Here is a 14,215-nt window from a genome sequence, read left to right as displayed (position 1 = left end):
CCGCCGAAGACGAGCAATTTCAATCTGTGGAGAACTCGCGGATTGTGGAGAAACGATCAGGTGTTCGCGTCCACCGCGCTGTCGATCTCCGGCAGCGGACACACGACAACACCGATCGCGCCGACACCGACGTGCGCTCCGATAACCGCGCTGAAGTCGGTGACCACGGATTCCGCCACATCGGGGATGCGCTCGGCCAACTGTTCCGCTATCGCATCGGCACGCTCTCGCGCTCGCATGTGATGCACGGCTATCGCCACGCGGCCGAGACCGGCGCGCTCGACTGCCGAATCCACCAAGCGTGCAAGCGCTTTGGTGGTCGTACGTGTTTTTTCACCGAGCACGAGCTTGCCGTCCACCAGATGCAGGATCGGCTTCATCGCCAACGCAGTACCCAACAACGCGGCTGCGGTTCCGATTCGTCCGCCCCGACGCAATTGATCAAGTTTGTCGACGACGATGTAGCAGCGCCCACGACTCGCGACGTCGACCGCCCGGCCGTACGCCTCTTCGAGTGACGCACCCTTCTCGGCCAAGCGCGCAGCTTCGAGAGCGGGATAGCCCAAACCCATTCCGGCCGACTGCGAATCGACGATCCGGACGGCTCCACCGAACTCCTGGGCTGCGACTCGTCCGGCTTCCCACGTTCCCGAGAGTTGCCGTGAAATGTGCACGGCGAGAACGCCGTCACCGTCGCTCATGTCCAGGGCGCGGGCATACGCTTCGGACAACTCGGCGGGCGACGCTCCGGCCGTTGTCACTCCTGACAGGTCGCTCGGCATTGCGTCGACACCCTCACGCAAGTCGCAGCCGTCACGGAGCACATGGAGCGGAACCACCTGAATCCCACATGCGTCGGCCGACTCCTGCGGGATGCAGGCGGAGGAATCCGTGACGACGACGACCGGCATTCTGCTACCCGACTTCGCTCGGCGGTGATACCAGTTGCGGCGAAACCACTTTCTTCGACTCCACCCCGCGAATCGCAGCGATCATCGCGCGGGCTACACCGACATGACCGTCCCAACCCCAGTGAATACCGTCGGGGTTGCCGTTCTCGGAAAAGACGTTGTCACGCACTGCATCCGCGAGATCGACTACGGGAACGTCTTTCTCCGTAGCCCACTCGGTGATCGCGGACACCGCGGCAGGTCGTCCGGCGTGCACGCTCGCGTAGGCATCGCTGCGGTGCACCGACGGCAGGGTCGCGATCATCGGCAGTTCCGGCCGCATGTACTCCAACGCATTTCGCGAGCTTTCCAAATACTCGACGCTCAGCTTGGGCGGAAGTGCGACCGGGCGGCCCAGAGGTGCAAGCCGCGGCTGCAGCCACTGATAACCCTCGCGCACCACGCGTCGAAGCGCGGGTGGCCGAACGTAGCGGATGGTCTCGCGGAGCGCGGTTGGCAATGGGGACGGTAGCGAGTCCATACCGCCGACCGCGAACACGACGGCGCCGGCCCGCGGCACCGCCGCCCACACACGAGGATCCTGAGTCAGTGCCCACCACGCGTCGCGGCACGTCCAGCCGATACGGGCGACCAACTCGACGTCCCAGCCGAGTTCGTCGGCCACGATGTTGGGCCAGATGCGTGGATGATCTGCCGCGAGGCCGCCTTTGGGGCCGAAATACGACAGCGAATCCGCGAGCACGAGGAGGACGGGGCGCTGCCCGTCGGCACTTTCAGAGGACGTCATTTGCGACACTCGCAGAAGCATTCCATACGTCGAGTCGCCACTCGATCGACTTGACGTCGCCGTGTCCGCTGAGTTGCACCCAACTGGTGTTTCCCAATCCGCCGAGGACTGCCCAGCGATCGACGGGTAGGTCGAGCAATGCCGCTGTCAGTGCCGCGATCAAGCCTCCGTGCGCCACCAGAACTACGGGCCGCTCGGCCCAGTCCGGGTGCGTGTCGAGCAATTCGTGAACTACGGGGAGGCTGCGATTCGCGACGTCGATTCGGCTTTCGCCGCCGGGCGGCGCCAACGTGGCATCCGCTCGCCAGGCAGATCGCACACCGGGAGTGCGCTCGTCGACGTCATGATGAGTCAGACCTTGCCATTCACCCAGGTGTGTCTCACGCAGACGCGTGTCGGTGAGGACCGGAAGTCCGGCGGCGTCACCGACAGCGACTGCCGTGAAATACGCGCGCCGCAGATCCGAGGACACGATCGTCAACGGTCTGCGATCGGCGATCACCGGACCTGCACTCTTGGCCTGCGTGCGTCCCAACTCCGACAGGTCGGTGTCGAGTTGCCCCTGCATCCGAGAGTCGGCGTTGTATTCGGTCTGTCCGTGACGCAGCAGGATGAGCCGGCGGACAGGGTTCGACGCCGCACTGGGCGCCGACGAAGTCACAGCGAGGGATCCTGCGCGTCCGGCTCGGAAACCGTGTCGGTCTCGAACACCGTGTTGGCATCGGCGGGGCCGGGACGGTTCTGTCCGAGGCCTTCGACCTCGACCGTCGGGCAGTCCTTCCACAGACGATCGAGAGCGTAGAAGTTGCGCTCCTCGTCATGCTGGACGTGGACGACGATGTCGGCGTAGTCGAGCAGTGCCCAGCGGCCCTCGCGGGTGCCTTCACGGCGGACCGGCTTGTGTCCCGCTTCGCGGAGGCGGTCTTCGATGTTCTCGACAATCGAGTTGACCTGACGCTCGTTGGTCGCAGATGCGATCACGAAGCAGTCCGTGATGACCAACTGTTCGGACACATCGAGCACCACCACTTCGGTGGCCAGCTTCTCGTCGGCTGCCAAGGCCGCGATGCGTGCCATGTCGATGGCTTCGGTGTTTGCACTCACTCGATGTTCTCCAGTTTCGTCTTCAGAAAGTACTTGTTGTTCTCGGCTAGCTCGATTCGGCGCCCGGGACGGCTTCCGACTTCCCCGGTGCGGGCTCCGACATCGTTGTAGCTCCGTCGCGGCGCTCCGCGTCGACAGGTCGATACAGGTTCCGCTTCGAGATGTACTGCACCACTCCGTCCGGCACCAGGTACCAGACGGGGCGGTCTTCACTTGCCCGACGCCGACATTCGGTCGACGAAATAGCAAGTGCCGGAATCTCTATCAACGTGACCGCGTCGGCGGGCATGGTGTCGAGGTGACCGGCCAGGTGCTCTGCATTGAGATCGAAACCCGGTCGCGATACCCCGACGAACTTCGCCAATGCGAACAACTCTTCCCAATCTTGCCAGGAAAGGATGCTGGCCAGCGCATCGGCACCGGTGATGAAGAAGAGTTCGGCGTCGGGATGGTAGGCCCGGAGGTCTCGCAGTGTGTCCACGGTGTACGTCACTTTTTCACGGTCGACGTCGACCCGAGAGACGGAAAACCGCGGGTTGGAGGCGGTGGCGATGACCGTCATGAGGTACCGGTCCTCGGCAGGACTGACGCCCCTCCCCTGCTTCTGCCAGGGCCGCCCGGTGGGGACGAAGATCACTTCGTCGAGTCCGAACCGGTCGGCGACCTCACTGGCCGCAACGAGGTGGCCATGGTGAATGGGGTCGAAGGTGCCACCCATCACTCCGAGGCGTCGAGCACGTTCCACCGATAGTCCCTTCTGCACGAGTGTCGAGCTTACGGGTCAGACCGGCAGCAGACGGGACACGACGTCGGCAAGCTGCTGGGCCGAGCGGCACTCGTGCATGCTGATGACCTCGTTATACACCTTCGCCGCGGAGTCACCCGTTCCCCATTGCCCCTTCGGCTCAGGGTTGAGCCAGTGTGCGTGCTTGGCAACCGCAACCATCTGCGACAGCGACTGGAGGTTGGGATCGCGGTAGTTGTTGCGACCGTCGCCGAGTACCAGCAGCGACGTGCGACTGGTGATCGACTGCGCGAACTTCTCCTGGAAGACCCCGAAGGCGTGCCCGTAATCGGAGTGGCCGTCGTAGGTGATCAGTTCGGCTTCACGCACCATCCGTGACATCGCGGACCCGAGGTCTGCGTTCGAGTCGAAGAACCGCGTGACCTCGTCGGTCGTGTCGATGAACGCGAACACCCTCACTCGTGAGAACTGCTCGCGCAACGCGTTGACGAGGAGCAGGGTGAAATGGCTGAATCCCGCCACCGAACCCGACACGTCACACATCACCACAAGTTCCGGCCGCGCTCGCTTCGGCTTGCGCTGCACCAGATCGATCGGCACTCCGCCCGTCGACATGGACTTGCGCAACGTGCGACGCAGGTCGATCGAACCCGAGCGGGAGCGGCTACGACGCACCGCGAGACGGCTGGCCAACAGACGAGCGAGTGGTGCGACGTTCTTCTTCAGTGTGGTGAGTTCGGCGTCGGAGGCCCGCAGGAAGTCGACTTCCTCGGCGAGTTTCGGAACGCCGTACGTGGCGACGCGTTCCTTACCCAAATTCTCGGCGGTGCGTCGACGCGTTTCCTTCTCGACCATCTTGCGGAAGTCCGCGATGCGCTGCGCTGCCGTGCGCTTGGCGACCTCGGACTGATAGTCGGAATTGTCCTTGCCCTCGGACCCCGCGCCTTCCTGGTTGCCGAGTAGACCTTGCAGGATCTTGTTGAGCAACGTCTCCGGGGCGACGTCGCGCAGCGCCTGATAGGCGGAGAACGACGGGCCGTTACTCGACTGGTACTGCCCGAGTTCCTCGACCATCGCGGCGGTCAGGAGTTCGGTCATCTCCATCGCCTCGTCGCTGCCGTCTGTCAGCAGTTCGGCGATCAGCTCACGCAATGCCTGTAGGTCGATCGAGCCGTCTGGCTTGCGCGGCAGTGTGACGTCGACGTCGCCGACCGCACGGTCACCGATCGCCTTGGGGAACCACAGGTCGAAGACGGCGTCGAACGTCGCCCGGTGGGTAGGTCGACGCAGGAGCGAGCATGCCAGCCCTTCACGAAGCGCTTCACGATCGAGCAGGTCGAGAACCGACATGACCTGACCGGCGTCGACGGTCTCGGACGGGCCGACCATGATTCCGCGTCGTCGCAGAGCCTCGACAAAATCGACGAGGTGACCGGGAATCCCGTGCGGCGCTGCCAGGCCGCCGGGTGAGAGCGGCGACGTCGATCCTGCGGGAGCCATGACAGACCTCAGTTCAGCCGAAGTTCAGCGGCGGCGCGCACCTGATCGGACTGGTGCTTGAGGATGACACCGAGCGTGGCGCGTACGGCGTCGTCGTCGAGCGTGTCCATGCCCAGAGCGAGAAGGGTGCGTCCCCAGTCGATGGTTTCGGACACCGACGGAACCTTCTTGAGCTGCATTCCGCGAAGAACACGAATGGTGTTGACCAGCTGCTCGGCAATCGCTTCAGGAAGCTCCGGCACCCGGCTTGCGAGGATGCGACGCTCGAGGTCGGCGTCCGGGAAATCGAGATGCAGGAAGAGGCAACGACGCTTAAGAGCCTCCGAGAGTTCGCGCGTGGCGTTGGACGTCAGCACCGTGAACGGCTTGCGGGTGGCGGTGATCGTTCCGAGCTCGGGGATCGTGACCGCGAAGTCGCTGAGCACTTCGAGGAGCAGACCTTCGATCTCGACGTCTGCCTTGTCCGTCTCGTCGATCAACAGCACCGTCGGGTCCTCGCGGCGAATGGCCTTGAGCAGTGGACGTGCGAGCAGGAACTCCTCCGAGAAGACATCCGCCTTCGTCGAGTCCCAGCTGTGGTCGACCGCGACATCACCCCTCGCTCCGCTCGCCCCGCCCGACTGAATCCGAAGAATCTGCTTCGCGTGGTTCCACTCGTAGAGTGCACGAGCCTCGTCGACGCCCTCGTAGCACTGCAGACGCACCAGTTCTGCGCCCGTGGTCTGGGCGACTGCGCGGGCGAGTTCCGTCTTACCGACACCGGCCGGGCCCTCGATGAGCAGGGGCTTGCCCAGTCGGTCGGCCAGGAACACTGCCGTTGCAGTGCCCTTGTCGGACAGGTAACCCGTCTCGGCCAAACGCTCGATCACGTCGTCGACGCTCGAGAAGAACGGTGTTGTATCGGGAAGAGCTCGGTCCACGGTTAACTCCTAAAAAGGGTGGGGCAAGTCTGGTGAACTTTTCAGGCGGGTCGGGTGTGCCCGTCGCCCCAGACGATCCACTTGGTGGACGTCAGTTCCGGTAGCCCCATGGGGCCACGCGCGTGCAGTTTCTGGGTGGAGATGCCGATCTCGGCGCCGAATCCGAACTGCTCACCGTCGGTGAAGGCAGTCGACGCATTGACCATCACTGCCGCGGCGTCGACGCGAGCGGTGAACTCACGGGCAGCCGAGAGATCGGAAGTCACGATGGCTTCGGTGTGGCCGGTCCCGTACTGGTCGATGTGCTCGACCGCAGCGTCCAGGTTCTCGACGACCTTGAGCGCGACGTCGAGCGTGAGGTACTCCTTCGACCAGTCGTCCTCGGTGGCCGGGACGAGTCCAGGCAGATCGCCGTGCACGACGACGTCGTGCATCTGAAGCGCTTGAAGCAACTTCGGCACGGCCGTCTCGGCGATGGCGGCGTCGACCAACACAGTCTCCGCGGTGTTGCACACGCTGGGCCGACGGGTCTTGGAGTTGAGAAGAATCTTCTCGGCCATGAGCAGATCGGCGGCCGAGTGAACGTAGACGTGGCAGTTACCGACACCGGTCTCGATGGTGGGAACGGTGGCATCGCGAACTACGGCGCTGATCAGGCCGGCGCCGCCTCGTGGGATGACGACGTCGACGAGGCCACGGGCCTGGATGAGGTGCGTGACCGTCGACCGATCCGCACTCGGCAGAAGTTGAACGGAGTCCTCGGGGAGCCCCTGAGCAACCAACGACGCGCGTAGCGCCGCCACCAACGCTTCGTTGGACTTGACTGCCGAGGACGAACCACGAAGCAGCGCAGCATTTCCCGACTTGAGAGTCAGCCCGAAAGCGTCGACGGTAACATTGGGTCGAGCCTCGTACACCATGCCGACGACACCGAGCGGAACCCGCTGCTGCCGTAGTTCCAAACCGTTCGGCAGAGTGGATCCACGAAGCACTTCACCGATCGGATCAGGTAGTCCGGCAACCTGACGCAAACCCGACGCGATGCCCTCGATGCGGTCAGCGGTCAGACGAAGACGGTCGAGCAGCGATTCCTCGGTGCCACCCGCCTTCGCGGTGTCGATATCGAGAGCGTTGGCCGCGAGAATCCGATCACTTGCCGCGAGAACTGCGTCGGCTGCGGCGTGGAGAGCAGCATCCTTCTGCGCCGTGGTCAGCAGAGCCAGGACGCGCGAAGCCTTACGGGCTCGGCGTGCGGCGTCGTGCACGACGGACTTGGTGTCGGACGCATTCGAGTCGACGGTTTCTGCGTTGGAAGTCACAGCGGTCATGAATACACATTAACCACCCACCTCCGCGGCTTGCTCGGCGGAACGAGGCTGTGACCACCCGGGACCATTCCGGCGGACCGCCTGCGAACATTTCGGCGGACCGCCGGGGAACAATTCCGGCGCGCGACACTGTTGCACCCACCGACCTTCTTCTTCGAGTCAGGAGCCATCCGTGAGTGTGTTGTTCGAGCCTTTGACCCTGCGCGGCGTCACCATCCCGAACCGCGTCTGGATGGCACCGATGTGCCAGTACTCGGCCGACGTCATCGGCGACCAGGTCGGAGTGCCCAACGAGTGGCATCGCACGCATCTGGTGAGCCGTGCAATCGGCGGCACCGGCCTGATTCTCACCGAGGCGACGGCCATCAATCCCGAAGGCCGCATATCGGCAGCTGATCTGGGGATCTGGAACGACACGCAGGCGCAAGCCTTCGCCGAGATCAACGCGCAACTCGCGTACTTCGGCGCAGTGCCCGGAATTCAGCTGGCCCACGCCGGACGCAAAGCGTCGACGCAGGTTCCGTGGCGCGGCGGCAAGAGCCTGCCCGCCGACGACCGACTCTCGTGGCAGACGGTTGCCCCGAGCGCGGTTCCGTTCGGTCACCTTGCCGATCCGGTAGAGCTCACCACGGAGGGCATCGAGAAGGTCGTCGCGGACTTCGCAGCGGCGGCTACCCGCGCATTGAAGGCCGAATTCAAGGTCGTGGAAATTCACGCGGCCCACGGATACCTGATCCATCAGTTCCTCTCCCCCGAGAGCAACAAGCGAACGGACCGCTACGGAGGCAGCTTCGAGAACCGCATTCGATTGCTCCTCGAAATCCTGACAGCAGTCCGCGAGGTGTGGCCGGCCGAGCTACCGCTCTTCGTCCGGGTCTCGGCGACCGATTGGCTCACGGAAGAGCGTGGGCTCGAGGTCGACAGCTGGACCGCGGATCAGACCGTTGCCCTGGCCAACATCCTCTCCGATTACGGGGTCGATCTCGTCGACGTCTCCACTGGCGGCAATTCACCGGCGGCACAGATTCCGGTGGAACCGGGATACCAGGTTCCGTTCGCCCGTCGCCTGCAGAACGAGAGCCTGCTACCGGCCGCCGCCGTCGGCCTCATCACCGAACCCGAACAGGCCGAGAAGATCGTCGAAGACGGAAGCGCAGTGGCGGTGCTCCTCGGCCGCGAACTGTTGCGTGATCCCTACTGGGCGCGCCGGGCGGCCCGTGAACTGAACGCCGAGGTAGGACCGCATATCCCGTCGCAGTACGCCCGCGCCTTCTAGCCCGAAAATCGGCTCCCGCGCCCAACTTTGATAGCGTAAGCGTCTTACTTGCCGGTAGTCCGGAGCCCTGTGGGCTCCGGACACTGCCGCGGGCCAGAGCCGTGCGACGGGGGTCGCAACGAGCCACAGGGCACGCGGACGCTCGATTTCCCGACCGGCTCATCGGCGAGTGGGCAACGAAAAGATGCGTGCATCAGGTACGTGCCCCGCTCGGTTCGATGATTGCGCTGGGGAGCGCATGTCATGACTACACCAGAGAACTCGATCAGCGCTCTCGAAGTGGCCGAATCACCCGATGTCTGCGTCACCGACAATGCGTCCGTCAAGCGCGCTGTCAAGGCGACGATGCTCGGAAATGCCATGGAGTGGTTCGATTTCGGCGTTTACGCATATCTAGCTACCACTATCGGAAAAGTGTTCTTCCCGGACGCGAGCGGCAGCGCTCAACTCCTCTCGACGTTTGCAATTTTTGCGGCTGCCTTCATCGTCCGCCCTCTCGGCGGATTGTTCTTCGGTCCACTCGGTGACCGCATCGGACGCAAGAAAGTCCTTGCCACCACCATCATTCTGATGGCCGGCAGTACCTTCGCCATCGGCCTCATCCCGAGCTACGAATCCATCGGTATCGCCGCCCCGATCCTGCTGGTACTCCTACGCCTGTTGCAGGGCTTTTCCACGGGCGGCGAATACGGCGGGGCCAGTACGTTCGTCGCCGAATACGCACCGGACAAGCGCCGCGGTTTCTTCGCCAGCTTCCTCGAATTCGGGACTCTGGCAGGATATGTGGCGGCAGCGGGCATCGTGACGATCATCCAGACCGTCGTCAGTGCCGAGGACCTCCTCCAGTGGGGCTGGCGCATCCCCTTCCTCATTGCCGGACCTCTGGGTCTCATCGGCCTGTACCTCCGTCTGCGTTTGGAGGAAACTCCCGCATTCCAGATGATGGAGCAGGCCGAAGAGCGCTCCCTCGCAGATGAATCCACAGGCAAGAAACTACGCGAAACTCTCGTCGACAACTGGCGTCCGCTTGTTCTGTGCATCGTCCTGGTGGCCACGTACAACATCGCTCACTACGGGCTGCTCAGCTACATGCCGACGTATCTGACCAACACGTTGGGTTACGACGAATCCCACGGACTCGTTCTGATGATCATCGTCATGATCGTGATGATGATGGGAATCAGCTACGTCGGAAAGTTCTCGGACCGCGTCGGGCGTAAACCCTTGCTGCTCAGCGGTTTCATCGGATTCTTCGTCCTGTCCCTGCCTGCCTACCTGTTGATCGGCATCGGCAACTACGTGACGGTCTTCCTGGGACTCGCAATGCTCGGCGGCTTGCTCCTGCTGTTCGTCGGGGTGTTCCCGTCCGTGCTTCCCGCGCTCTTTCCGACCGGAATCAGGTACGGCGGCTTGGCAATCGGATACAACCTCGCGGTGTCGATCTTCGGTGGAACCACTCCCCTGGTGCTGACAGCTCTCGAAAGTGCAACGGGCAGCAATCTGGTCGCACCGATGTACATGATGATCGCCGCGGTGATCGGCGGTATCGCAGTCCTGATGATCCCCGAGACTGCACGGAAGCCACTGGACGGCTCTCCGCCCGCCGTGGCCACCGACGAGGAAGCACGTCGGATCATCCGCAAGGTTCGTCGAAAGAGAATGAAGGCCGATAACCTCGAGGTATGAGCACGCCTCGAATCGTCGTCGTCGGCAGTATCAACATGGATCTGACCACGTCGGTGGCCAGATTCCCCGCTCCGGGAGAAACGCTGCTCGGCACTGCCTTTGCCACCGCGGCCGGAGGTAAGGGCAGTAACCAGGCCATCGCCGCCGCGAAGGCCGGTGGGGACGTGTCCTTCGTCGGCGCGGTCGGCGACGACGGTTTCGGCACCCAATTGCGCGAGACCCTACAAGACGCCGCGGTCGACACCGCACTGCTACGTAGTGTCGACGGCCCGAGTGGCGTCGCGGCCATCACCGTGAGCGAAGACGCGGAGAACAACATCATCGTCGTCCCGGGCGCCAATTCCTCGATCACTTCGTTGACCGAAGCAGACCTCGACGCGATCGCACACGCCGACGTTCTATTGTGCCAACTCGAGATCCCGGTCGAGACAGTTACAGCAGCAGCCGAGCACGCACATGCTAACGGGACTACGGTCATCCTCAATCCGTCTCCTGTGCAAGAACTTCCGGATCCACTGATCGATGCAGTCGACATCTTGATCGTCAACCAGACCGAGTCGGAGCAGTTGGCCGCGGTCACCGGTCGCGTCCGATACCTCGTCACGACGCTCGGGGCCGGCGGCGCGGATCTCCGGTCGGGCGAGGAGACAATCCACGCCGACTCCCCGGCCGTGACACCCGTGGATACAACTGGCGCCGGCGATGCCTTCACCGGGGCCTTCGCCGTGGAGTGGGTACAGGGCCAGGACCGCGCCCTGCAGTTCGCTGCCACGGCGGGAAGTCTGGCGACGACGGTTCGCGGCGCGTCGGTGTCGTCGCCCACTCGCGCTGCGATCGAGATAGTGCTGAAGCGTCAGCCTTGACTCTGACACCGTGTGAGGTTCTAAACCTGTAGGTGTCGGGTTCGTGAGGGAGAAACGGGGCAAGTAACCATGTTGAGCATCGGTGACTTCGCGAGAGCAGGTCGCGTGTCCGTGCGCATGCTCCGCCACTACGACGCCATCGGCCTGCTCGCGCCCGCGAGGGTCGACGCATCCACCGGGTACCGCTCGTACACCGCGGGCCAGTTGGCGCTGCTCAACCGCATCGTCGCACTCAAGGAGTTGGGCCTGACCCTGGCCCAGGTCCAGCAGGTGGTGGAGTCGGCAGTCACCGTCGACGAAATCCGCGGGATGCTCACGCTTCGCCGAGCAGAACTCGAGACCCGAATCCAGGAAGACACCGCGCGACTGGCGCATGTACAGGCGCGCCTACGCATCATCGAAAGTGAGGGACAGATGTCCGCATACGAGGTTGTGATCAAGTCCGTTCCGGCGCTGCGGGTCGCGGAGTTGACCGGTACCGCCAAGACGATGGATCCGTCGTCGATCGGTCCGGTGGTTCGCGGGCTGTACGAGCGCCTGTGCACCGGTTTGGATCGTGCCGGTATCGCCGCGATCGGACCTGCGCTCGCGTACTACGAGGATGCCGGTGACGACGAGAACGTCGTCGTGCATGCCGCGCTACCGGTCGATGCGGATCCCGAGGGCGACTACGAGTTCGCGGTCGTCGAACTGCAGGCCGAAGCTCAGGTGGCCTCGCTGCTGCACAAGGGGTCGATGGACAACTGCCTGCCCGCCTATCAAGCCTTGGCTCAGTGGATCGACGCAGCGGGATACCGCAATGCCGGCCCCAGCCGGGAGGTCACGCTGGCGTGCCCGGAGGACGTCGACGGCTGGGTCACCGAGCTGCAGGAACCTGTTGCCAAGGCCTGAAGCCCGCACGTGTCGGCAGGGTCGTGCACCATGGGGTCCATGACCACCGCCACTGCCCCAGCCATGCGCGACGAAGCCGAGCGACTGCTCCGTGAACTCGCGGGGCCGGATGCCCGCCTACGCGAGGACCAGTGGACGGCCATCGAGGCGCTGGTGGTGCAACGCAAGCGTGCCCTCGTCGTCCAGCGGACCGGCTGGGGCAAGTCGGCGGTCTACTTCATCTCGGCGAAGCTGCTCCGGGCAACAGGTCACGGCCCCACGGTCATCGTCTCTCCGTTGTTGGCCCTGATGCGAAACCAGGTCAGTTCTGCCGAGCGTGCCGGGGTGCGAGCCGCGACCATCAACTCGGGCAATGTCACGGAGTGGGACGACATCCACGCCCGCGTTGCAGCCAACGATCTCGACGTACTGCTGGTCAGCCCCGAGCGCCTGAACAACCCCGACTTCCGCGATCAGGTCCTCCCGTCCCTGGCAGCTGATGCCGGCTTGGTAGTGGTCGACGAGGCTCATTGCGTTTCCGACTGGGGACACGACTTCCGTCCCGACTATCGGCGTATCAGGACTTTGATCGCCGAACTCGGCGAGGGCATTCCCGTCCTCGCGACCACGGCTACGGCCAACAACCGCGTCGTCGAGGACGTGTCCGCCCAACTCGGCGTCGGCGGCGAGGAAACGCTCGTACTTCGTGGCGGGCTCGAGCGCGAGTCACTTCACCTTTCCGTGGTTCACATTCCCGAGGCGACGGCGCGCGCTGCCTGGCTCGCCGACATGCTCGAGACGCTGCCGGGATCGGGCATCATCTACACGCTGACGGTTTCGGCCGCTCGCGACCTCGCAAGCCTGCTCTCCGAGCGCGGTCATACCGTCGCCGCCTACACGGGCCAGACCGATCCCACCGAACGTGAATCCCTCGAGCAGGACCTGTTGGGCAATCGCGTCAAGGCTCTGGTGGCCACCTCGGCCCTCGGGATGGGCTTCGACAAGCCTGATCTCGGGTTCGTCGTCCACCTCGGCGCACCGTCGTCACCTATCTCGTACTACCAGCAGGTGGGCCGCGCCGGGCGTTCCACCGACAGGGCAGACGTGATCCTGCTGCCGGGCGCCGAGGACAAGCAGATCTGGAGCTACTTCGCCTCGGTCGCCTTCCCCCGCGAGCATCTGGTCCGCAGCGTCATCGAGCACCTCGACACCGAAAAGGCCACGTCGACACCGGCACTCGAACCGCTGGTGGAGCTCAATCGCACCCGTCTCGAAATGGTCCTCAAAGTTCTCGACGTCGACGGCGCGGTCAAACGAGTCAAGGGCGGTTGGATCAGCACCGGAGAACCTTGGGTGTACGACGCCGAGCGTTACGGTCGACTCGACGACGCTCGCCAGGCCGAGCAGGCTGCAATGGTCGAATACCAGAGCATCACCACGTGCCGAATGACCTTCCTGCGTGAACAACTCGACGATCCTGGTCTGACATCGGAGAACTCACAGTGTGGACGCTGTGACAACTGCACCGGCAATCGCTACGACACCACTGTCGACACCACCGCCCTCGACGAGACTCGGGCGCGCTTGCAGCGCCCCGGATTCGACCTGGAGCCGCGCAAGATGTGGCCGACCGGCCTGAGCAAGCTGGGCGTCAAGCTGTCCGGGAAGATCACCGAGGGACCGGAAACCGGGCGCATTCTCGGACGGATGTCGGACCTGGGCTGGGGCCAACGTCTCCGCGCGCTTTTCGACGGTCCCGACGCCGAGGTACCCGATGCGGTGGTCAGCGCGTGTATCAGCGTTCTGGCCGCCTGGAATTGGGCCGAGCGCCCCACCGGTGTGATGGCCCTCGAATCCACGACGCATCCGTTGCTGGTGTCGAGCCTGGCTGCCAAGCTGGCCGAGGTCGGGCGATTGACCGACCTGGGCACCCTTCGCTTGCGACCCGACCACCCTCCGGTGTCGGCAGCGAACTCCGCCTATCGCGTGTCCGGACTGGTCGATGTTTGGGAAGTTCCGGACATGAGTATCCATCAGGGACCGATACTTCTTGTCGACGCAATCGCCGACACCGGTTGGACTTTCACGATGGCCGCACGCGCACTTCGGCAGGCAGGTGCGCATTCGGTCCTCCCATTGGCGCTCGCGAGCCCCAAATAGCGAGTTTTGGCCCGAAATAGTCGCTCGGACAACACCAGAAGTTACATAATGTGAGCACGATCACA

General features: G+C 63.9%; 13 protein-coding genes. 5 read left to right on the top strand and 8 right to left on the bottom strand.

Features of this window, described 5'->3' with window-relative positions; all coding sequences use genetic code 11:
• Positions 1-56 precede the first annotated feature (56 nt).
• The 8 genes from QMA15_RS04975 to QMA15_RS04940 are packed head-to-tail and all read right to left on the bottom strand — an operon-like array spanning position 57 to position 7,295.
• Positions 57-911: a DegV family protein gene (locus tag QMA15_RS04975; protein ID WP_019749051.1), complete on the bottom strand. Its 855-nt coding sequence runs from the start codon at positions 909-911 to the stop codon at positions 57-59.
• A 4-nt stretch (positions 912-915) separates the two neighbouring features.
• Positions 916-1,698: a diglucosylglycerate octanoyltransferase gene (gene octT / locus QMA15_RS04970; RefSeq protein ID WP_019749052.1), complete on the bottom strand. Its 783-nt coding sequence runs from the start codon at positions 1,696-1,698 to the stop codon at positions 916-918.
• Positions 1,685-2,359, bottom strand: a complete 675-nt coding sequence (locus QMA15_RS04965; RefSeq protein ID WP_019749053.1) for a histidine phosphatase family protein — start codon at positions 2,357-2,359, stop codon at positions 1,685-1,687. Before QMA15_RS04965 ends, octT begins: the two co-directional genes overlap by 14 nt.
• Positions 2,356-2,802 carry a ribosome silencing factor gene (gene rsfS / locus QMA15_RS04960; RefSeq protein ID WP_003944502.1) on the bottom strand — a complete coding sequence of 149 codons (447 nt, stop codon included), beginning with the start codon at positions 2,800-2,802 and terminating at the stop codon, positions 2,356-2,358. The genes QMA15_RS04965 and rsfS overlap by 4 nt, the downstream gene beginning before the upstream one ends.
• Before the next feature lie 46 nt (positions 2,803-2,848).
• A complete protein-coding gene (gene nadD, locus QMA15_RS04955) occupies positions 2,849-3,565 on the bottom strand; it encodes a nicotinate-nucleotide adenylyltransferase (RefSeq protein ID WP_080657183.1) in 717 nt (238 codons plus the stop codon).
• Between the two features lie 18 nt (positions 3,566-3,583).
• A complete protein-coding gene (locus QMA15_RS04950; RefSeq protein WP_020908216.1) occupies positions 3,584-5,047 on the bottom strand; it encodes a VWA domain-containing protein in 1,464 nt (487 codons plus the stop codon).
• 8 nt (positions 5,048-5,055) lie between these two features.
• Positions 5,056-5,967 carry a MoxR family ATPase gene (locus tag QMA15_RS04945; protein ID WP_019749056.1) on the bottom strand — a complete coding sequence of 304 codons (912 nt, stop codon included), beginning with the start codon at positions 5,965-5,967 and terminating at the stop codon, positions 5,056-5,058.
• A gap of 41 nt (positions 5,968-6,008) precedes the next feature.
• Positions 6,009-7,295 (bottom strand): glutamate-5-semialdehyde dehydrogenase, encoded by a 1,287-nt coding sequence (locus tag QMA15_RS04940; protein ID WP_019749057.1) that lies wholly within the window; start codon positions 7,293-7,295, stop codon positions 6,009-6,011.
• A 172-nt stretch (positions 7,296-7,467) separates the two neighbouring features.
• Between QMA15_RS04940 and QMA15_RS04935 the strand changes: the two genes are divergently transcribed.
• The 5 genes from QMA15_RS04935 to QMA15_RS04915 all read left to right on the top strand — a co-directional run bounded on the left by QMA15_RS04935 (position 7,468) and on the right by QMA15_RS04915 (position 14,150).
• Positions 7,468-8,571, top strand: coding sequence for an NADH:flavin oxidoreductase/NADH oxidase (locus QMA15_RS04935; RefSeq protein ID WP_195791273.1), 1,104 nt, complete (start codon positions 7,468-7,470; stop codon positions 8,569-8,571).
• A 243-nt stretch (positions 8,572-8,814) separates the two neighbouring features.
• The gene (locus tag QMA15_RS04930; RefSeq protein ID WP_279163975.1) at positions 8,815-10,257 is read left to right on the top strand and encodes an MFS transporter; all 1,443 of its coding nucleotides are present in this window, start codon (positions 8,815-8,817) and stop codon (positions 10,255-10,257) included.
• On the top strand, positions 10,254-11,120 hold the full coding sequence (locus QMA15_RS04925) for a ribokinase (protein WP_279163976.1): 867 nt from the start codon (positions 10,254-10,256) through the stop codon (positions 11,118-11,120). The genes QMA15_RS04930 and QMA15_RS04925 overlap by 4 nt, the downstream gene beginning before the upstream one ends.
• Before the next feature lie 69 nt (positions 11,121-11,189).
• Complete coding sequence (locus QMA15_RS04920) at positions 11,190-12,011, top strand: MerR family transcriptional regulator (protein ID WP_021333411.1); 822 nt, start codon at positions 11,190-11,192, stop codon at positions 12,009-12,011.
• 39 nt (positions 12,012-12,050) lie between these two features.
• Positions 12,051-14,150, top strand: a complete 2,100-nt coding sequence (locus QMA15_RS04915; protein ID WP_046378764.1) for a DEAD/DEAH box helicase — start codon at positions 12,051-12,053, stop codon at positions 14,148-14,150.
• Positions 14,151-14,215 lie beyond the last annotated feature (65 nt).

The sequence above is a fragment of the Rhodococcus sp. APC 3903 genome (assembly GCF_030407755.1).
GTDB classification, from domain to species: Bacteria; Actinomycetota; Actinomycetes; order Mycobacteriales; family Mycobacteriaceae; genus Rhodococcus_F; species Rhodococcus_F erythropolis.
Note: the sequence above shows the minus strand (reverse complement) of the source record. Positions and strands in the feature narration are given on the sequence as shown.

Coding starts and splice junctions, on each gene's coding strand:
- QMA15_RS04975 (WP_019749051.1), bottom strand. CDS start 911: ATGCCGGTCGTCGTCGTCACGGATTCCTCCGCCTGCATCCCGCAGGAG.
- octT (WP_019749052.1), bottom strand. CDS start 1,698: ATGACGTCCTCTGAAAGTGCCGACGGGCAGCGCCCCGTCCTCCTCGTG.
- QMA15_RS04950 (WP_020908216.1), bottom strand. CDS start 5,047: ATGGCTCCCGCAGGATCGACGTCGCCGCTCTCACCCGGCGGCCTGGCA.
- QMA15_RS04940 (WP_019749057.1), bottom strand. CDS start 7,295: ATGACCGCTGTGACTTCCAACGCAGAAACCGTCGACTCGAATGCGTCC.
- QMA15_RS04930 (WP_279163975.1), top strand. CDS start 8,815: ATGACTACACCAGAGAACTCGATCAGCGCTCTCGAAGTGGCCGAATCA.
- QMA15_RS04925 (WP_279163976.1), top strand. CDS start 10,254: ATGAGCACGCCTCGAATCGTCGTCGTCGGCAGTATCAACATGGATCTG.
- QMA15_RS04920 (WP_021333411.1), top strand. CDS start 11,190: ATGTTGAGCATCGGTGACTTCGCGAGAGCAGGTCGCGTGTCCGTGCGC.
- QMA15_RS04915 (WP_046378764.1), top strand. CDS start 12,051: ATGACCACCGCCACTGCCCCAGCCATGCGCGACGAAGCCGAGCGACTG.